General features: G+C 37.8%; 16 protein-coding genes. 9 read left to right on the forward strand and 7 right to left on the reverse strand.

The features are described 5' to 3' along the window. Positions 1–141 precede the first annotated feature (141 nt). Complete coding sequence (locus BUA76_RS12860; RefSeq protein WP_072885200.1) at positions 142–1,113, forward strand: helix-turn-helix transcriptional regulator; 972 nt, start codon at positions 142–144, stop codon at positions 1,111–1,113. Positions 1,114–1,226: 113 nt separating this feature from the next. On the opposite strand, the gene BUA76_RS12865 is transcribed toward BUA76_RS12860, so the two are convergent. After that, positions 1,227–1,718 carry a DinB family protein gene (locus BUA76_RS12865; RefSeq protein ID WP_072885201.1) on the reverse strand — a complete coding sequence of 164 codons (492 nt, stop codon included), beginning with the start codon at positions 1,716–1,718 and terminating at the stop codon, positions 1,227–1,229. Between the two features lie 565 nt (positions 1,719–2,283). On the opposite strand from BUA76_RS12865, the gene BUA76_RS12875 reads away from it, so the two are divergent. From BUA76_RS12875 to BUA76_RS12885, 3 genes are all read left to right on the forward strand, one after another. Next, a complete protein-coding gene (locus BUA76_RS12875) occupies positions 2,284–2,853 on the forward strand; it encodes a cob(I)yrinic acid a,c-diamide adenosyltransferase (protein WP_072885203.1) in 570 nt (189 codons plus the stop codon). Further along, entirely contained in the window at positions 2,843–3,472 is a 630-nt protein-coding gene (locus BUA76_RS12880; protein ID WP_072885204.1) for a thiamine diphosphokinase, read from the forward strand. The genes BUA76_RS12875 and BUA76_RS12880 overlap by 11 nt, the downstream gene beginning before the upstream one ends. Positions 3,473–3,981: 509 nt before the next feature. Next, complete coding sequence (locus tag BUA76_RS12885; RefSeq protein ID WP_072885205.1) at positions 3,982–5,376, forward strand: type III PLP-dependent enzyme domain-containing protein; 1,395 nt, start codon at positions 3,982–3,984, stop codon at positions 5,374–5,376. 135 nt (positions 5,377–5,511) lie between these two features. Here BUA76_RS12885 and BUA76_RS12890 read toward each other — a convergent pair whose 3' ends face one another. Further along, positions 5,512–6,171 carry an HAD family hydrolase gene (locus BUA76_RS12890; protein ID WP_072885206.1) on the reverse strand — a complete coding sequence of 220 codons (660 nt, stop codon included), beginning with the start codon at positions 6,169–6,171 and terminating at the stop codon, positions 5,512–5,514. A gap of 241 nt (positions 6,172–6,412) precedes the next feature. On the opposite strand from BUA76_RS12890, the gene speB reads away from it, so the two are divergent. The 3 genes from speB to BUA76_RS12905 all read left to right on the forward strand — a co-directional run bounded on the left by speB (position 6,413) and on the right by BUA76_RS12905 (position 9,031). After that, positions 6,413–7,270, forward strand: a complete 858-nt coding sequence (gene speB / locus BUA76_RS12895) for an agmatinase (protein ID WP_072885207.1) — start codon at positions 6,413–6,415, stop codon at positions 7,268–7,270. A 68-nt stretch (positions 7,271–7,338) separates the two neighbouring features. Then, positions 7,339–8,187 (forward strand): bifunctional helix-turn-helix domain-containing protein/methylated-DNA--[protein]-cysteine S-methyltransferase, encoded by an 849-nt coding sequence (locus BUA76_RS12900; protein ID WP_072885208.1) that lies wholly within the window; start codon positions 7,339–7,341, stop codon positions 8,185–8,187. Positions 8,188–8,419: 232 nt separating this feature from the next. Continuing rightward, positions 8,420–9,031: an alpha-ketoglutarate-dependent dioxygenase AlkB family protein gene (locus BUA76_RS12905; protein ID WP_072885209.1), complete on the forward strand. Its 612-nt coding sequence runs from the start codon at positions 8,420–8,422 to the stop codon at positions 9,029–9,031. Between the two features lie 105 nt (positions 9,032–9,136). Here the strand turns inward: BUA76_RS12905 and BUA76_RS12910 are convergent, their stop codons facing one another. The 3 genes from BUA76_RS12910 to BUA76_RS12920 form a co-directional block, all read right to left on the reverse strand. Next, entirely contained in the window at positions 9,137–10,996 is a 1,860-nt protein-coding gene (locus BUA76_RS12910; protein ID WP_072885210.1) for a CocE/NonD family hydrolase, read from the reverse strand. 166 nt (positions 10,997–11,162) lie between these two features. Next, positions 11,163–11,582, reverse strand: a complete 420-nt coding sequence (locus tag BUA76_RS12915) for an SH3 domain-containing protein (RefSeq protein WP_072885211.1) — start codon at positions 11,580–11,582, stop codon at positions 11,163–11,165. Positions 11,583–11,586: 4 nt separating this feature from the next. Further along, entirely contained in the window at positions 11,587–12,084 is a 498-nt protein-coding gene (locus BUA76_RS12920) for a BON domain-containing protein (RefSeq protein WP_072885212.1), read from the reverse strand. 236 nt (positions 12,085–12,320) lie between these two features. Here BUA76_RS12920 and BUA76_RS12925 point away from each other — a divergent pair, with 236 nt between their 5' ends. Both BUA76_RS12925 and BUA76_RS12930 read left to right on the forward strand, forming a co-directional pair. Next, positions 12,321–13,571: a dicarboxylate/amino acid:cation symporter gene (locus tag BUA76_RS12925; protein WP_072885213.1), complete on the forward strand. Its 1,251-nt coding sequence runs from the start codon at positions 12,321–12,323 to the stop codon at positions 13,569–13,571. Positions 13,572–14,333: 762 nt separating this feature from the next. Next, positions 14,334–15,047, forward strand: a complete 714-nt coding sequence (locus tag BUA76_RS12930) for a phytanoyl-CoA dioxygenase family protein (protein ID WP_072885214.1) — start codon at positions 14,334–14,336, stop codon at positions 15,045–15,047. Positions 15,048–15,082: 35 nt separating this feature from the next. Here the strand turns inward: BUA76_RS12930 and BUA76_RS12935 are convergent, their stop codons facing one another. Beyond that, positions 15,083–15,844 (reverse strand): hypothetical protein, encoded by a 762-nt coding sequence (locus BUA76_RS12935; protein WP_072885215.1) that lies wholly within the window; start codon positions 15,842–15,844, stop codon positions 15,083–15,085. A gap of 9 nt (positions 15,845–15,853) precedes the next feature. After that, entirely contained in the window at positions 15,854–18,676 is a 2,823-nt protein-coding gene (locus tag BUA76_RS12940; RefSeq protein ID WP_072885216.1) for a GH92 family glycosyl hydrolase, read from the reverse strand. Positions 18,677–18,774 lie beyond the last annotated feature (98 nt).

The raw sequence follows: 18,774 nt of genomic DNA on the forward strand, positions 1-18,774 counted from the left end.
GAAGTAAAAAGTATTTTTATTAGCTTCTCATTTCTCATTTCTCATTTCTCACCTTTCACCTTTCACCTCTCACCTCTCACTTCTCACTTCTTACTTCTTACTTTTCACTTTTCACCTCTCACCTTTAACCTCAAATAACCAATGAACGACCATTATCTCAAAAAGCTTGACCGTGTTACTGCAATCCTCACCCAATTGCAGTCGAAACCGCTCGTCCGTGCTCAGGATCTAGCCCAAAAATTCGATGTAAGCGTGCGAACGATTTACCGTGATATCAAAACATTGGAAAATGCCGGGATTCCTATCATTGGAGAAGCCGGAAGCGGTTATTCTTTAATGGACGGCTACAAGCTTCCGCCCGTGATGTTTACCAAAGAAGAAGTATTGAGCTTTATCACGGCTGAAAAACTCATGCAGAAATTCTCCCATCAGAGTCTGGGAAGTCATTACAGGACAGCAATGGAAAAACTACGTTCGGTTTTAAAATATTCAGATAAAAATCTCATTCAGAACATTGAAAAACAGATTGATATCTTTAATTATCATCCCGAAACAGAAGATCACATCAAAGACATTCTTCCGATAATCCTGGAAAGTATCGCCGAAAAAAGGCAGCTCACTATGGAGTATAAAACCAACGAAGGCAGTGTTTCCATGAGGACCATTGAAGCCGTGGGTGTTTTCTTTGAATTTAACTATTGGTATATTATGGCTTTCTGTACGCTGCGGAATGATTTCAGACAATTCAGGGTCGACAGGATTTTACAGATTTTTAAAACCCAGAATCCTTTTCTCCAGGAATACGGCCAGATCAATGACTACCGCCAAAGCGGAAACGGAAATAAAACCATCGTAAAACTTCTGGTTGAAAAAAAGATCATCAATCATCTTTCCAACTCCAAAAAATATTACGGACTCATTGATGAAAAAGAAACTGATGAGGGCATGGAACTTACCTTTGAAACCGAATGGATCACAGACGGATTTCCGCGGTGGCTTATTACTTTTGCAGATTATGCAACCATTCTGGAACCTGAAATTCTTAAAATAAGACTGGCTGAACTCATAGAAAATATTTCGGCAAAACATCAAAAAACCTCAGCAGATTTGTGATGCTGAGGTTAATGCAAAAATTTAATTAAATAGAATTATAAGATTTTAAACAAATGATGTTCTATGTGTATTGTTAATCAATACCCGTAATCGGTAGAGCGGCATCAGAAAGCTTAAAATCTCTCCCAAAAAAAAGGCGGTTCCATTCCTAATGCTCTCAGATAAACATAGCCTTGTCCGCGGTGATGGATTTCATTATCTACGAAGTACAAAATATTCTGGTAAACGGGAAATTCATACTGTCCGAATAAATTGAAAGTCTCCTGGAAACGTTCTTCCGAGATTTGTCCAAAATAACGGTTGATCACTTCTGTTTCCTCGTCCCACTTATTCAGCAATTCTGCTTTTGTGGTAGGATTAAAACCTTCTTCATTGTAGCCTTCCATGTTTTTCTCTACGATTCCTTTCAAAGCTGGACCACCAATACTGATGAGTTCAACCACCAGTTTTGCAAAAGGTCTCATTCCTCCTACGGAAAATTCAAAAAGCTCTTTTTCCGGGAAAGATTCGATTACTCTTCTTGTAAGATTTCTGTGTCCCTGCCAGTGTTCAAGTAGCTGTTCAGAAGTCATGAATTGTTTCGTGTTAATTGCTGTAGTTGTCATAATTTTAATTTGTTTGTTATTGTTGGTACAAAGATAAAACCGGTTAATGACAACAGTTTGTCAGTAGGGATTTCAGTATAGAATTTTTTTAATTACATAAAATATTCTGCAGGTGTTTTGCGTTACAATTAGGTATTATGCAATGTTAGGTAAATAATAATTTGAGCGTGGTCGGTCTTTTAAGGCCGATCATTTTAATGTAATTTTTAAATAGAGTTGGGATTTAGAATTAAGGTCAGTTTATTTAAAACCAATTCTTAAAAACGGAAAAGCCGATATTCACAACGGAATCCACCGTATGTTCATCTGCAATTTTTTTAACTTCTTTGATGCCTTGCTTTTTATCACTTAATTTTCTGCTTCCTAATTTTTTTCTTGTTCTTAACAGAGGATAGAAGCTTATACACATCACAAAAGCGAAAGCGATTAAAAATAAAAAGAGTTGAAAAGGTTTATCCATCAGTCTAGATACTTGCTGTAAAACAAATATAATATATTTAACAAATATATAAAAGGCCAAGACAAAACAGTTGTGAGCCATTTGATAAAAAAGTAATTTAGTACTATGAAAATTTACACGAAAACAGGAGACAAAGGTCAGACCGCATTGTACGGCGGAACAAGAGTTTCAAAAGCCAGTGCGAGAGTCGACAGCTACGGAAATATAGACGAGCTGAATTCATTCATCGGAATTGCCAAAAGCCATATCGGGGATGAAGAAGTTTTAAAACAACTGAAGAAAATTCAGTTTGATTTATTTACGGTAGGTTCAGAAGCGGCAACTCCGGTTGACAAGCTCATGTTGGCCAACGGGAAATCCCGACTGCCACTGGTTATTTCTGATATCGAGATTGAAGAACTGGAAAACTGGATGGATGCCTTCGATGAAAAATTAGAACCGTTACAATACTTCATCCTTCCCGGTGGTGGAAAAGCAGCTACGTTTTTACACGCCGCAAGAACAATTTGCCGAAGAGCAGAACGTTCTTTAGTTTTCCTGAATGAATCGGAAGAAGTAAGACCGGAGCTTATAAAATACCTGAATAGGCTTTCAGATTACCTGTTCGTTCTGGCAAGATACATTTCAAAAATCAACAACGAACCGGAAGAATACTGGAACCCGAATGAAAGATAAAGCCCTACTTTTCATCAACGGCGATGCACCCAAAGCCCTTCCCAATCCAGATGAATATAATCTCATTGCCTGTACAGACGGTGCTTTTCATTATCTTAAAAACATGGGTTTTCCTCTTGAAAAGCTGGATTTTATTTCCGGGGATTTTGATTCTCATTCGGGTTCGGATGAAAACATTTACCAGAATAAATTCATTTATACCCCGGATCAGAACAAAACCGATTTTCAGAAAGCGCTGGAAATCATCGCGGAAAAAGGGATTGCCAGTATTGATGTTTTCGGAGGAAGCGGAGGAGAGCAGGACCATTTTTTAGGAAATCTCACGGTTGCATTCGGTTGTAAGGATCAGCAAAGCATAAAGTTTTATGATGAATTTTCTGAATATTATTTTATTCCGAAAAAGCATACCATAAAAAATGTAAAGGGTAAAATGATTTCATTATATCCCTTTCCATCTGTGGAAAATATTACCACTAAAGGATTGAACTGGCCTTTAACGAATGGAAATTTAAGTATTACTTCCAATATAGGAACCCGGAATTTTGCCGTTGAAGATGAAGTTTCCATTGAATATGAAAAGGGAGATTTACTCATCTTCATTGGAAAAAATTATTTGTAGTTTAATGCATTTCACTTTATAAAAAATTTGTGCAAATCCGCGAAATCCGTGGAAATAAAAAAATCAACGTTTACTTAAAAGTTTCATAAAATCAAATGTTTTAAGAAACTTGTTTTTAATCAAAACATAATGCGAGATTTTCACCAATTAATCATTGTACATTTAAAGAAATAAAAAAATCTGCGCAAATCCGTGAAATCAGTGGGAAATAAAAAACAAAGCTAATTGCCATTATTTCTCAATCCAAAAACGGATATAAGCGTTTTGAAAAAAGCTCAATCTGGATTCTTATTTAACGGAATTAATAAGAAATACGGCTCTACAGATGCTTATGTTCAACAGGTTTTAAAAATAAATGAAAATAAGCGGGACGAATACATCCGGAAGTTTATGTATTGATAATTCAGACAAATTTCAGTACCGGAAACGATAAAAATTTATAATAACTTTAACGCTAAAAAACCAAACTTTTTTAGCAATTTTGCATTTCTTAATTCACTTGTTTAGAAATGAAAATAAAATACTCGGAACTAATTGATCAGACATTGTATTTTCCAACAGAAGAATTCAATGTATCTGAGAACAATTTGTTGTTTCACGACATTCCGTTGATGGATGTTGTTGAAAAATTTGGCACTCCGCTAAAGATTAGCTACCTGCCAAGAATTTCTCAGAATATCCAGAAGGCGAAAAGCTGGTTTAAGGAAGCTTTTGAGAAAACCGAATATAAAAAAAGTTATACCTATTGCTACTGTACAAAATCAAGTCATTTTAAATTTGTACTGGAAGAAGCGCTTAAAAATGATATTTCCATAGAAACTTCTTCCGCTTACGATATGGACATCGTAAAATCTCTCTACGAGAACGGGAAAGTGGATAAAAATATTGAAGTAATCTGCAACGGTTTCAAAACAGATGATTATCTGGCGAAGATTTCGGATATGATCAATAACGGTTTTGAAAACATCACCCCGATTCTTGATAACTACCGTGAACTTGATAAACTTACGGAAAGCATCGATACCACTTTTGACATCGGGATCAGGATTGCTTCCGAAGAAGAGCCGAAGTTCGAATTTTATACCTCAAGATTGGGAATAGGATATAAAGATATTATTCCTTATTACAGCCAGAAGATCGCCGAACACCCGAATGCAAGGCTCAAAATGCTTCACTTCTTTATTAATACCGGGATCAAAGACACTGCGTATTACTGGAATGAACTCTATAAATGTCTGCGTGTTTATGCCCGTTTGAAAAAAATAGCACCGGAAGTTGATTCCTTAAATATCGGTGGTGGTTTCCCAATTAAAACTTCTCTGAATTTCGATTACGATTATCAGTATATGGTAGAGGAAATTGTTTCCCAGATCAAGAAATTCTGTGAAGAGGAAGGGGTGGAAGAGCCTAATATTTATACAGAATTCGGAAGCTTTACCGTAGGAGAAAGCGGAGCGAACATTTATAAAATCATCTCCCAGAAACGCCAGAATGACAGGGAAAAGTGGAATATGATCGATTCTTCTTTTATGACAACACTTCCTGATACCTGGGCCATTTCAAGACACTTCATTATGCTTCCGCTGAATCGTTGGGAAGATACCTATGAAAGGGTTTTTCTTGGCGGACTGACCTGTGATTCGGATGATTATTATAATTCTGAACAGCATACCAATGCGATTTACCTGCCGGTTTTCAGTGATACAAAACCCTTATACATCGGTTTTTTCCATACCGGAGCGTACCAGGAAACCATCAGTGGTTTTGGTGGAATTCACCACTGTCTGATGCCGCAGCCAAGACATGTCCTCATCCAGAAAGACGAAAACGGGGAACTGCAGTATGAGATTTTCCGTGAAAAGCAGGAGCCGGAAGATGTTCTGAAAATTCTTGGGTATAAATAATTAATTGTCATTGCGAGGAGCGAAGCGACGAAGCAATCTCAAAAATAGAGAGATTCTTTATCCCACTACGTTATTCAGGATGATACCAATGAATATAATAAAAAGCTCTCAGAACTAGACTGAGAGCTTTTCTGTTTAAAAATATTGTGAGATTCTATCAATCTGAAGATCTTCATAATCTGAAACTACCGTATCCGCCAGCGTATAATCCTGATTTTTGGAATGCGGACTTCTGTATGCCGCGCAGAAAATTTTCGCCCGGTGTGCCGCTAGAATTCCGTTGGTAGAATCTTCAATCACCATGCAGTTTCCAACGGGTTGTCCTGCCATTTCCGCAGCCAGTAGAAAAACCTCGGGATGAGGTTTGGATTCTTTCAAATCAGCGCCGCTTATTTTGCCGCTGAAATATTTTCCCAGCTCGAATTTCTCAAAAACCATGTCAATGGTGGTCATTGTTGCAGACGATGCCAGAATCAGGGTGATGCCGTTTTCGTAATAATGCTCAATCAGTTCTTTTACCCCGGAAATCAGGTCGAATTCCTCATCATTATAAAAATAATCCTTAAAATAATCCCTTTTGATTTTTGCAATTTCTTCAAAGGTTTGTTTTAGGTTGAAATTTTTAATCAACGTATCACAGACTCTTTTTGTAGAAGCTCCCGTAAATGAAGCGTACAATTCCTCGGAAACATCAATTCCCAGTTCTTTAAATGTTTTAAAATAGGCTTTTCTGTGCAAGGGTTCTGTATCCACAATCACGCCATCCATATCGAACAGCACAGCTTTTAATGACATACAAGTTTGTTTTGGCAAAGGTAGGGATTTTGGTGGGAAGCGGGGAAGTTGGAGGATGGAAGTTTACAATTGAGGGCGAAATTTTACTAGGTTATTATTTGAATTAAGATAATTTGGATTTAAAAATTTCCCGTTAATTATTCTTCATTTTGTAAAACTTCCAGCACCTATCTTCCAGCTTCCCTCCACTTCTCCAAACTTCTTTGTATCTTTGCCGAAATCATTTAATTTCAGATAAAACATGAGAACATACGCAGGAATTCCTGAAGAAAATGCATCATTGGAAAACTCGAAAGTCGTGTTGGTAACGGTTCCTTACGATGGAACGTCAACCTGGGGAAAAGGCGCCGACAAAGGCCCGGAATTGTTCCTGAACGCTTCAGAAAATATGGAACTTTACGATATTGAAACGCAGACCGAACCGTATCTCGAAGGAGTATATTTAGCCGGTGAAGTTTCAGAAAATGCTACTCCGGAAGCAATGACAGAAGCAGTTTACCAGAAAACAAAAGAACTTTTAAGTCATGATGATAAGCTGTTTACCCTTTTTGGAGGCGAACATTCCGTTTCTATCGGTTCGATCCGCGCCGTGGGAGAGAAGTTTGAAAATTTAACGGTTCTTCAGCTGGATGCTCACACAGATTTACGTCCGGAATTCCATGGTTCCACTTCCAATCATGCATGTGCAGTTTTTGAAGCCAACCAGAAACACAACCTGGTACAGGTGGGAATCCGCTCCATGGATATTGAGGAAGCGCAATATCTTCCGGAAGGAAGAGTGTTTTTCGCTCACGAAATTGCCAATAACGAAAACTGGGTAAATGATGTTTTGGAAAAAGTTTCAGGGAATGTATATATCACTATCGATCTTGATGCCTTTGATCCTTCCATCGCACCATCAACAGGAACACCGGAGCCGGGAGGTTTACAATGGTACCCGACTTTGGAGCTGTTAAGAAAAGTATTTGAAAAATGCAATGTCGTAGCATTTGATATTGTAGAATTAATGGATTCTCCGATGGCAAAACCAAGTGCATTCCTTGCTGCAAAGCTCTATTACAAAATGCTTGCATATTATCACCTTTATAAAAACAACTAAAATTCCGCAGGAATCGGATTTTTTCTGCCGGATCTTCTTCGGAAATTTGTGAGGTAAAATTAAATGATATGTCCACACAAAATCAGTTAGATTACGAAAGAATTGCCAAAGCGATAGAATATATCCGCAGCAATTTTAAGCTTCAGCCAAGTTTGGATGAAGTGGCAGAAAATATCCATTTGAGCCCATCCCATTTCCAGAGAATGTTCTCGGACTGGGCAGGAACAAGCCCGAAGAAATTTTTACAGTTCATCAGCCTGGAACATGCCAAATCTTTATTGAAAGAAGAAAAGGCCAGTTTATTTGATGCGGCTTTTGAAACAGGTTTCTCCAGTACGAGCAGGCTCCACGATCTTTTTGTGAAAATCGAAGGAATGTCTCCTGCAGAATATAAAAATGGAGGGAAAAACCTGAACATCAATTACAGTTTTTCAGAAAGCCCTTTTGGAAAAGTAATTGCCGCTTCTACGGAAAAAGGAGTCTGCTATATGGCTTTTGAAAATGATATTAATAAAGCATTGGGAGATTTAAAGCATAAATTTCCCAGTGCTTCTTTTTTTGAAAGGCATGACGAATTTCAGAAAAATGCCCTGTCCATATTCAATAAAGACTGGACTCAGCTTAATACGGTAAAACTACATTTAAAAGGCACAGATTTTCAGCTGAAAGTCTGGGAGAGCCTTCTTACCATTCCTATGGGAAAGCTTTCTACCTACGGAAGTTTAGCAGGAAAAATAGGAAATCCAAAGGCCTCAAGAGCAGTTGGAACGGCAATCGGAAGTAATCCTGTAGCCTTTTTAATTCCCTGTCACCGTGTGATTCAATCTACCGGAAATATCGGGGGATATATGTGGGGAAGCGAAAGAAAGCAACTGATCATCGGCTGGGAAAGCTGTAAAGTTTATCAGGATATTTAAACGCGAATGGCGCCATTTTTTCACAAATAAAAACAGATTGATTTCTTTTGCTACTTTAAAAAGTCAATAATACAATCAATAGGAATGGGCTTTAAACCTTTATATTAATAAATTTTCCAATTGGCTTTAGCCGAATTTATTTGAAATTAACACCATTTTGTCATCGTGATTTCTATGACTAGGAATGATCCATATTAACCCCTAAACACAAAACATTAAACTCAGAACTGCCATGCTCAGCCTTTTCGAAGATATATCAGATTATCCGTTAAACCTTCTTCCTGGTGACGGAATCGCTCACTATTACGGAAAAATTTTCTCCGGAGAAAAATCAGAATTTTACTATGATTATTTATTGAAAGAAATTCCATGGGAAAATGATGAAGCCATGATTTTCGGAAAGTTAATTTTAACCAGAAGAAAAGTAGCATGGTTTGGAGAGAAACCATTTGAATACACCTATTCTAAAAGGACAAAATATGCAAAACCATGGACGTCTGAACTGCTGGAATTAAAAAACAAATGTGAGCAGATTACGGGGGAAACCTATAATTCATGCCTTTTAAATTTATATCACGATGGCAGTGAAGGTATGGCTTATCACAGTGATGCCGAAAAGGATCTGAAAAAACATGGTGCCATCGCTTCTCTGACTTTCGGAGTGGAAAGAAAGTTCTTGTTTAAACATAAAGCAACCAAAGAAAAAGTAGAAATATTCCTGGAAAACGGAAGTTTACTCGTGATGAAAGGAACAACGCAGGATCATTGGCTGCACAGGCTTCCACCCACCACGAAAGTGAAAACCCCAAGGGTAAATCTTACGTTCAGGACGATTGAGGAATAAAAAATGGTGGTTGAGGTTCTCGAAACCACCATTTTTAGGTTTACATTTTAAGATATAACAATCTCACTATCGATGGCTGAGGCTTTAGAAGCCACAGTTCCATTTTTATTTCAACACCTCAACTTCAATCGCACTGTCATCAAAAACTTTGATGAATGCTTTGGTATAATCTTCTTTTGTTGCAAAATTCGGATTGTCTAAAAATTTCTGCGGATTGACTGCAAAAAGCGGGAACCAGGTAGAAGAAATCTGGATCTGAATTTTATGTCCCTTTTTAAAGGTGTGAACAACATCCTGTAGTCTGAAATTCACCGAAGTTTTTTGGTTCGGAACCAGTGCTTCTGCTTTTTCTCTCGAATTCCTGAATCTTGCAGGCATGATTTCGCTGCGTACCATCTGATGGTAATTTCCATAAATCACGCCTTCCTTTTTTTCGGCTGGTTTGAAATCTTCAGGATAAATATCAATCAGTTTTACGGCAAAATCTGCATCAGTAGATGTAGAGGCAATATTTAATTTAGCCATGATTTCTCCGGCAAAAGTGATGTCTTCTGTCAATACATCTGTTGTGAAATTCAGTACATCCGGCCTGCCCTCAGCAAAACGCTGATCTTCCGACATATAATTTTTCGGGGTAAAACCATTAAAATCTTTGAGCTTATCAGAACTTAAAACAGGATTGTCAGGATCGCTGTAATATTCCGAGAAACCTTGTCCGGCCGCGTTCTTCAATGTGCCACCTGATAAATAAAAGTTTACTTTCTGCGCTTCTTTCGGAGGATATGTTGCAAATTCTCGCCATTGTTTGGCTCCGGTATCAAACATCAGTGCTTCCGGTAAGCCGGCATCCTGTTTTGTATTTCCTTTCAGATAATGCTTGAAAAATCTTGTTTCTGCATTTTTCTGATAATACGTCGCAATGCTGTCTCCGAAGTAGATGTCATTATGAAAATGTTTTCCCTGTTCATAAGCCCATGCTCCGTGGGAAAATGGTCCCATTACAATGGTGTTTTTGGCTTTAGGACTTGTCTTTTCAATGGTTTTGTAAATATTTAACGGACCGGAAAGATCTTCCGCATCAAACCATCCGCCAACAGTCATCACCGCATGGTTTACGTTTTTAAGATGAGGAAGAAGACTTCTTTTCTGCCAGAATTCATCGTAATTGGTATGGTTCATAATTTCGGTCATGAAGAAATTATCCTTGTAGTATTTTTCATACCCATCTTTCAGAGTTCCCATATCGCGGTAAAATTTCAGCCCGTCTTCAGAAGAAGGTTTTATCATGGAATCGTTATACCATGCTTTATTTTCAGGCTTCGTTTTCTGAACTCCGAAAACCGGGAACGTCCTGAAATAGGCTAACATTACTTTTCCGTTGTGGAGAAAATCATCATTCCAGAAGTCTGAAATGGGAGCCTGCGGGGAGGAAGCAACTAATGCCGGATGCTGCGCCAGGATTCCTGCCGCAGTATAAAATCCGGGATACGAAGTTCCGTACTGGCCTACTTTGCCGTTGTTTCCTTTGATATTTTTGAGAAGATATTCTATCGTATCGTAGGTGTCGGTGCTTTCATCAACATCTTTTTTTGTTTTACGGTCTACCTGCGGGGTCATGTTCGTAAAAGTTCCTTCGCTCATGTATCTTCCGCGAACATCCTGAAGCACGAAAATATATTTATCGTGCATCAGATATTTGTTGGGGCCGAGTCTTTCCCTGTATTCATTTTCTCCATAGGGCGCAATGCTGTAGCAGGTTCTCTGCATCAGAAACGGATATTTATTTTTATTGGAAATATCTTTCGGAATGTAAACGGCAGTGAAAAGCCTGGTTCCATCACGCATAGGAATATACATTTCCTTTTTTACGAAATTGTCTTTTACGAAATTGTCTTCGTCATCTGTACTTTGAGCATTTCCGAATACAAAATATAAAATGAAAAGAATTGAAAGGTGGATTTTCATAAATAAAATTTGAGGCTAATTTAATCATAAACTGGATTTTAATATAACTTTTACAAACGAAAATAATTATATGAGAATAGGTAAAAATATTTTGAAGTTCTTATAAACAGGAAAAATAAAAGCATCCTCTGGAAAAAAGGATGCTTTATATTGTCATAAATTTGTTTTAGGCTCTCAGATAGCGTGAGTAAGCATAACCTTCCTGTCCGTCGGAAGTTTTTACTTTCCACCAGTCATCGGAAGTCTGCTCTACAAGCGTGATAGAAGAACCTTTACTCACTTTGCCGATAATAGCTGCATCGGTGGAAGGCTCCTGTCTGATATTCAGATTAGAATCATCTGTTGCTACGGTGAGTGCCGTTCCTGTGGCAAGTCCGGAAACCTGTACATCGATATTAATATCGGAAGCAGAATATGTGGAATCAATGGCTCCCAAAGCATTCCATACCGCATCTTTAGCAGCAGTATTGGAGGCACTTCCTGAAACATACAGAATACCATCCTGCTCCTGAACTTTAAGATCAGAAATTCCTGCAGACTGTGCCGCAGAAACCACACTTGAATATTTGTCTTCTAAAGTACTCATCTCGTTATTGTTTAACTGTGTAATTATAGTTTACTTTTCCTACTTTTAAAGCATCTACTGATTCTTTAACTTTTCTTGCATCCGAAGCAGAAATAGTTCCGGTTAAGGTTAATTCTCCGTTTAAGACTTCCACTTTTACTCCCGGAATATCTTTTACGGCATCTTGTACCTTTTGCTGTATGGCAGGATCCACAGCCGACTGTGTTTCTACGGGAGCAGGTGTTGCTGCGGCTGCAGGAGCTACTGTTGCCATATCATGCACCTCTTTGATTCCGTTAATAGCTTTAAGCTGTTTGATCATAGCGTCTTTTTCTTCCTGCGTTCCGAACGTGCCGCTGAGATGGGCAACGCCTTCTTTTACTTCTACGGAAGCTCCCGGGTTAGAGGTTACCACCGTTGTAGCCTGCGTCTGCAGATCGGCATCAGAAACCTTTTTTTTGCATGAAACCGATCCCAAAGAGATAGCTACAGCCAGGGCAGCCATTGCGATAGTTTTTTTCATAGTTGTATATTTTGATGTATTTAATATGATCAAGATAACAATAAAATGTATACCAAAAGATCATATTTAAGATTTATTTTCATGAAAAATTAAAAAGAGATGTAATGCAGATTGGCAAAATTGTTCTTTAAATAAAGATATTCTGAACTTAATCTTTGATAACGGCTGTATTATCTCTGAGTTGGGATTGGAAGCAATTCTAAAAATATTATATTTGCCAAACTTGAATTATCTATATGAAAGGACAGAATAAACTATTTATAGCCATCGTGGTTGCCCTGATTCTGGGTGTGGCCATCGGCGGATTTGTACATATCCGTTATCCTGAAAGCGCAGAACCGTTTTCTAAAAACATAAAGCTCTTAGGAACCGTTTTCATTCGGCTGGTGCAGATGATCATTGCACCTTTGGTATTTACGACCCTGGTGGTGGGAATTGCCAAAATGAGTGATATCAAAATGATCGGAAGGGTAGGTACAAAAGCAATGTTATGGTTCATCTCTGCGTCATTGGTATCTCTTTTTATTGGTCTTTTGCTGGTAAACTGGCTGGAGCCGGGACACGTGACAACACTTCCTATTCAGGATGCGGCTTCCGCAGATGAACTTCTGAAAAGCAGCAAAGGATTTTCCATGGAAGATTTTGTAAAGCACATTATTCCTAAAAGTGTTTTTGAAGCTTTTGCTACCAATGAAGTACTGCAGATTGTGGTGTTTTCCATCATGTTTGGGATTGCACTGGCCAATCTGGGAGACGAATATGCACAACCTGTTGTAAAGCTGTTTGATATCATCGCCCACGGAATTCTGAAAATGGTAGGTTACATTATGTGGTTTGCTCCGCTTGGTGTTCTTGGAGCTATTGCTGCAGTAGTTGCCACCAATGGTTTTGAGATCTTTAAAGTCTATGCCATTTATCTCAGGGATTTTTTCTTTGCATTAGGCATTCTCTGGCTCGTTCTTTTGTTGGTGGGCTATTTAATTATTGGCAACCGGCTTTTTGAATTGCTCAGAAGAATTAAAGAACCTTTGCTGATTGCCTTTTCCACCACCAGCTCTGAAGCAGTTTTCCCAAAACTGGTAGAAGAGCTTGAAAGATTTGGCTGTAATAACAGGGTAGTGTCATTCATTTTGCCATTAGGCTATTCTTTTAATCTGGACGGAAGTATGATGTACATGACGTTTGCTTCCATTTTCATTGCCCAGATTTATGGAATTGAAATGAGCATCGGCCAGCAGATCACCATGCTTCTGGTCCTTATGCTGACTTCAAAAGGAATTGCAGGTGTTCCTAGAGCTTCTCTGGTAATCATTGTAGCCACATGTTCCATGTTCGGAATTCCTCCTGAAGGAATAGCCCTCATCCTTCCGATTGATCATTTCTGCGATATGGGAAGAAGCATGACCAATGTTCTTGGGAATGCTTTGGCAACCTCAGCCGTTTCTAAATGGGAAGGGCAACTGGATAATCATGGAGGTGGTCTTTAGAATAGATGTCAATTAATAAAAAATAGCCAGCGATAATTTTTGCTGGCTATTTTTTTAGGAGCTTTTTGACTCCGTCGAATTGTATTTGTAAATTTTTTAAGGAGCAATTTGATTACATCGAAAAGCAATATTATTTTTTTTTTGAAGCTTTTTTCCCGCTCTCACTACTCGCTTTTTGTTGAGTTTCGGCGGCGGCGAAGCCGCCGCCGAAACTCAACAAAAGAGCTCAGACATGCCGTTTGATCGGGGCTAATTTGTCATGCCGGAACTTTTCTTCATGAAATTATTACAAAATCCTGAATTTTTTATAAGTCATAGAATCTGCTAAATCTGCGTCATCCGCGGGAGAAAGTCAGTAATTTGTTGAAAGGCAAAGCCAACAAAATTTAAGACTTAATTTTTGAATTGGAGCATTTTAAAAATAAAAGATTAATAATTAAGATCCTTTCAGGATGACAAAGTGTTGCATAACTTTATGAAATTATACAAAAATCCTGAATTTTTCATTCAATTAAATAAGTCATAAAATCTGCGAAATCAGAGTCATCTGCGGGAGATAATTTCACAAAATTTGAGTCATTACACTTTACACTTTTTAAGCGAAGTTTTTATTAATTATGCTGCTGAGATCCTTCCAGGATGACAAAGACTCTGCACAATTCCTCTCAAATTAAAATTGAAACCGTACAATCTGCAAAATCTATGTGATCATTAAAAGAAAATCTTTGCATCTTTGCTTTTCAAAAAACTGTTTTTTAGAAAATGAATTTAGACCATCATAAAAACGCAATACAGGAAAATGGCTTTACCGTAATTAACAACGTTTTTTCGGAGCAAGAAATTAGAAAGATCGGAGAAATCATTCAAAATATAGATACCTCGAAAGAGACATTCAGAAAATCAGACGATCTTTTCGCTATCAGGCAGTTTTTAAAAGAAATTCCTCAAGTCAGGGAGCTGGTTTTCAATGAAAACATAAAGGACATCATCACAGAAATTTTCGGAGAAAAATATATTGTGGTGAAAAGCATTTACTTTGATAAGCCTGAAAAATCAAATTGGTATGTGGCCTACCATCAGGATCTTACGATTTCAGTTGATAAAAAAGCAGATATTTCTGGATTTGGCCCATGGACGACGAAGCAGAATCAGTTTGCTGTTCAGCCTCCCATTGAGATTTTGGAAAATATTTTCACTATTAGAATTCACCTGGATGCTACCGATGAATACAACGGTGCATTGAAAGTCATTCCAAAATCCCATGCAAAAGGAATTTACCGTCCCGAAACCATTGACTGGTCCGTAGAAACAGAAACCATCTGCAATGTAGAAAAAGGTGGAATAATGATTATGAAACCTTTACTACTTCATGGATCAAATCGTACTACAAACGGCAAGAAAAGAAGAGTGATTCACATCGAATTTTCGGATAAAGAGCTGCCGGAAAAGCTGAAGTGGTCGGAAAACATGAATTAAAATAAAAACCTCTTTCAAAAGAAGAGGTTTAGTTTTTACCATTCAAAATTGATTATTTCTCCATACTTCGTATTGGCATTGTCGGGAAGGTATAAAAGTAATATTAAAAATTCTTCTCCTGGTTTATGATTGAAAAACATCGGAGTATCAACAATCATATTTCTCCTGAGAATGTTTTCAATTTCCTGATCTTTATCCCCAAAAGTTGTGACCGGAGTAAGCTCTTTGATTTTGGAATGATCATCTACTTTTACTTTATAAATGGCAAACGTATTTTTCGGGGTAAAGTTTTTAATTGCGGAAAGGTCAGATTTGTCACCTTTTTGTAATTCATCAAAGCACGTCGCAAATTGCAGTCCTATGAAAGCAAATTTATTTTTATCAATATAGGCGAATGCTTTTTCCAAAACTTCAGAGGTTGCTTTTTCCTTCTCCATATCAAATCTGTATTTCGGAGAACAGTACGAAATAGAATATTCACCATTGTATTTATTCAATAAAATAAGATATGTTTCACCAGGCTGTACATCTATTTCACATGCTCCTGAATACGAATTTCCGATAAGACCTCTAATGTTAAGCGTTTGAAATTCTTTACCCTTATAAATTTTCTCAAATTTTATATCTGCCTTATAAGTTCTTTGTTCCGCATTTTCGCCATAGACATTTATAATTCTGATAATTCCCGCAACATCTGCAGCAAGATAGTTTTCTGCTAAGGGGTCTGTTTTACATTTGCAGGCATATACCGTTATTATGTTTAAAACTAAAAATAAGAAAAATAATAGCTTTTTCATGATCAGTATTTATTTCACTGAAATTTCATCGACAAAGATATAAGCATCTCCGCCCGCTCCCTGGTGCCATTCCGGAAGTTTGCCGAAATGATAAGCTTTTACTTTGATAAATCTAGCCTGTGTTGGCAATACTTCCGCAGAAAAATCTTTTACCTGAACCGTTTCGTCTTTCGGATCAAGCGTATTGTCTACCGTTTTCAGCAGAATATAATCTTTACCGTTGTTTGAAACATAATATTCTACTTTTTTCGGCATTAAAATCCATGCTCTGCTGTCCTGAAGATAGGTTGAAGACAGTTTTGTGAATTGCTGCGGTGATTTCATATCGATAATAGCTTCAAAAGTCTGTCCCTGGTAACCCAGCCATTCCCCTTTTCGCCAATTGGTGTCGCCGTTGATGCCATCAATTAAAGATAATTTACCGCTTGCCGTATATTGTGCGGTAGGGGTGGAATTTACCTTAATATCCCAGTTGTTAGGTCTTCTGTTGAAACTAGCTCTTACAATGGAGCTTTTTTCTCCGTTTCGTTCTGCGTAAGCGGCAACCTGCGTTGTTTTGGTGATGGTAAATGGTCCTTTATAAGCCGTAAACGTTTTTCTGACATTAGCATCTCCCTCATCAAGCGTCATATAATAAATTTTGTCTTCCGGATTCAGGGCAGTGATTTCTACTTTCGTGTTAAGGTCAAAAATTCTTGCTGCCGCAATTACAGGTGAAGCGGTTAATTCATCATATTTAAAATCTTTGTAGGATTTTGCATTTTCAAATCCCAATTTTTTAAGTTCTTCTCTTCCTGTATTTTTAGTGATTGTTCTTGTTGTTCCGTCTTCAAGATGAATTTTAATTTCATCAAAATATGGCTGTGTAGTCTGCCATTCCGGTAATCCGGGTGTTACGGAATAAATTCCTATTGTACTCAGAATATACCAGGCGCTCATCTGTCCGCAGTCTTCATTCCCGATTAGTCCGTCCGGAGTATTTTTATAATAATTATCGAGGATGAACTTAATTTTTGCATCTGTTTTTTCGGGCTTATCAACATAATTGTACAGGTACGCAATATGGTGGCTTGGCTCATTTCCCTGGGCATATTGACCAATGAGTCCGGTAATATCCACCTGTTCTCTTCCTGTGGTTTTATCCGGAGCAGAAAAAATAGCATCAATAAACTGTTCAAACTTTTCCTTTCCGCCGTGCGCTGCAATTAATCCAGGAATATCCTGCTGAACCGAATAAGAATAATGCCACGAATTTCCTTCCGTATAGTTATTATTCACTTCACGAGGTTCAAAAGGCTCGTACCAGGTTCCGTTTTTTCTTGGCTGCATAAATCCATTTTTAGGATTGTATAGGTTTTTCCAGTTTTGGGAACGCTTCATAAAGTACTGGTAATCTTCTTTTTTACCTAAAATTTTAGCCATTTGCGCGATACACCAGTCGTCATAGGCATATTCCACTGTTTTGGAAACACTTTCATGCTCATCATCAATGCTGATGAAATTATTCTGTTTGTAGGCATTCAACCCGAAAATATCCAGCATTGCGGAATGTTTGGAAGCTTCAAATGCTTTTTCATAATCAAAGCCCGTAATTCCTTTTGCCATTGCGTCAGCAATAACCGACACTGCGTGATAACCGATCATACATTCGGTTTCATTGGAAGCCAGTTCCCACACGGGAAGTTTACCGCCCTGTTCATATTGTTTAATGAAAGTATTGATGAAATCTGCCGTTCTTTTTCTGTCGATTAAGGTCATCAGCGGATGAGCTCCTCTGAAAGTATCCCAAAGCGAGAAAACCGAATAATAATCGAATCCGTTGGCCATATAAAATTTATTGTCGCGGCCTCTGTACTTTCCGTCAACATCCATATTGATGTTGGGTTGTGTGAATACGTGATACATCGCCGTGTAAAAAACAGCTAGCTTATCTTTATCCGAAGATTTAACTTCAATTTTAGATAATTCTTTATCCCAGTCAGTTATGGCCTGTTTTCTTATCGCTTCAAAATCATTTGATTTGCCTTCAGCCAGCATATTTTTGGCGGCTCCTTCATAGCCTGTTGGAGAAATTGCAACTTTTACGAGAATTTTTTCGCCTTTTTTTACTTTTGTAGAAAGAGCAATCTGTATCTCATTCCCATAATAAAAGTTATTATCTTGTATTACACCTCTTGGTGTGGCTTGATGGGCTTCGTGTACTTTTGATTCAAGCATGGGTTTTGAAAACTCAATTCTGGCATAGATATATTGGTTCGTTGCCCAGGCTTCGCTTCTGCGGAATACTTCGATGGTTTTGTCGTCTATAATTCTTACCTCACCTTGCAATAATTTATCCCTGTGATTCAAGTCTAAAATGATATTGGCATTTCCTGCATTGTTGAATGTATATTCATGATAACCGACTCTTTTCGTTGTGGTTAGCCGTACATCAATATTGTGCTTGTCTAATTTAACCGAATAAAAACCAGCCGAAGCTTTTTCGTTCTTATGTGAAAATTTGGATGAATATTCTTTAGGCGTTAAACCTGGTTTCCCCATGGTCGGCATCAGCATAATATCGCCATAATCCGAGACTCCCGTTCCGTTCAGATGCGTATGCGAAAATCCATAAATAACAGAATCTGAGTAATGATAACCGCTGCAGCCATCCCAGCTTCCGTCGATTCTGGTGTCCGGAGAAAGCTGCACCATTCCGAAGGGAACAATGGCTCCCGGAAAAGTATGTCCATGGCCGCCTGTTCCGATAAACGGATTAATATATTGCGAATAATTCTGTGAAAATGTATTATGAAATAAAATTCCTAAAAGAACGATCAATATTCTTTTCATGGTCTGTAAATTAAAATTTCCCTAAAATACTATAAAATTAGCTTCTGCAAAAGAAAATATCTATCAGTCTCTTTACTTATTCTAAATAGGTTAATTTT

This window comes from Chryseobacterium takakiae, assembly GCF_900129385.1.
GTDB classification, from domain to species: domain Bacteria; phylum Bacteroidota; class Bacteroidia; order Flavobacteriales; family Weeksellaceae; genus Chryseobacterium; species Chryseobacterium takakiae.

Coding starts and splice junctions, on each gene's coding strand:
- BUA76_RS12905 (WP_072885209.1), top strand. CDS start 8,420: ATGCTCAGCCTTTTCGAAGATATATCAGATTATCCGTTAAACCTTCTT.
- BUA76_RS12860 (WP_072885200.1), top strand. CDS start 142: ATGAACGACCATTATCTCAAAAAGCTTGACCGTGTTACTGCAATCCTC.
- BUA76_RS12910 (WP_072885210.1), bottom strand. CDS start 10,996: ATGAAAATCCACCTTTCAATTCTTTTCATTTTATATTTTGTATTCGGA.
- BUA76_RS12925 (WP_072885213.1), top strand. CDS start 12,321: ATGAAAGGACAGAATAAACTATTTATAGCCATCGTGGTTGCCCTGATT.
- BUA76_RS12865 (WP_072885201.1), bottom strand. CDS start 1,718: ATGACAACTACAGCAATTAACACGAAACAATTCATGACTTCTGAACAG.
- speB (WP_072885207.1), top strand. CDS start 6,413: ATGAGAACATACGCAGGAATTCCTGAAGAAAATGCATCATTGGAAAAC.
- BUA76_RS12875 (WP_072885203.1), top strand. CDS start 2,284: ATGAAAATTTACACGAAAACAGGAGACAAAGGTCAGACCGCATTGTAC.
- BUA76_RS12920 (WP_072885212.1), bottom strand. CDS start 12,084: ATGAAAAAAACTATCGCAATGGCTGCCCTGGCTGTAGCTATCTCTTTG.
- BUA76_RS12880 (WP_072885204.1), top strand. CDS start 2,843: ATGAAAGATAAAGCCCTACTTTTCATCAACGGCGATGCACCCAAAGCC.
- BUA76_RS12900 (WP_072885208.1), top strand. CDS start 7,339: ATGTCCACACAAAATCAGTTAGATTACGAAAGAATTGCCAAAGCGATA.
- BUA76_RS12915 (WP_072885211.1), bottom strand. CDS start 11,582: ATGAGTACTTTAGAAGACAAATATTCAAGTGTGGTTTCTGCGGCACAG.
- BUA76_RS12885 (WP_072885205.1), top strand. CDS start 3,982: ATGAAAATAAAATACTCGGAACTAATTGATCAGACATTGTATTTTCCA.
- BUA76_RS12890 (WP_072885206.1), bottom strand. CDS start 6,171: ATGTCATTAAAAGCTGTGCTGTTCGATATGGATGGCGTGATTGTGGAT.
- BUA76_RS12930 (WP_072885214.1), top strand. CDS start 14,334: ATGAATTTAGACCATCATAAAAACGCAATACAGGAAAATGGCTTTACC.
- BUA76_RS12940 (WP_072885216.1), bottom strand. CDS start 18,676: ATGAAAAGAATATTGATCGTTCTTTTAGGAATTTTATTTCATAATACA.
- BUA76_RS12935 (WP_072885215.1), bottom strand. CDS start 15,844: ATGAAAAAGCTATTATTTTTCTTATTTTTAGTTTTAAACATAATAACG.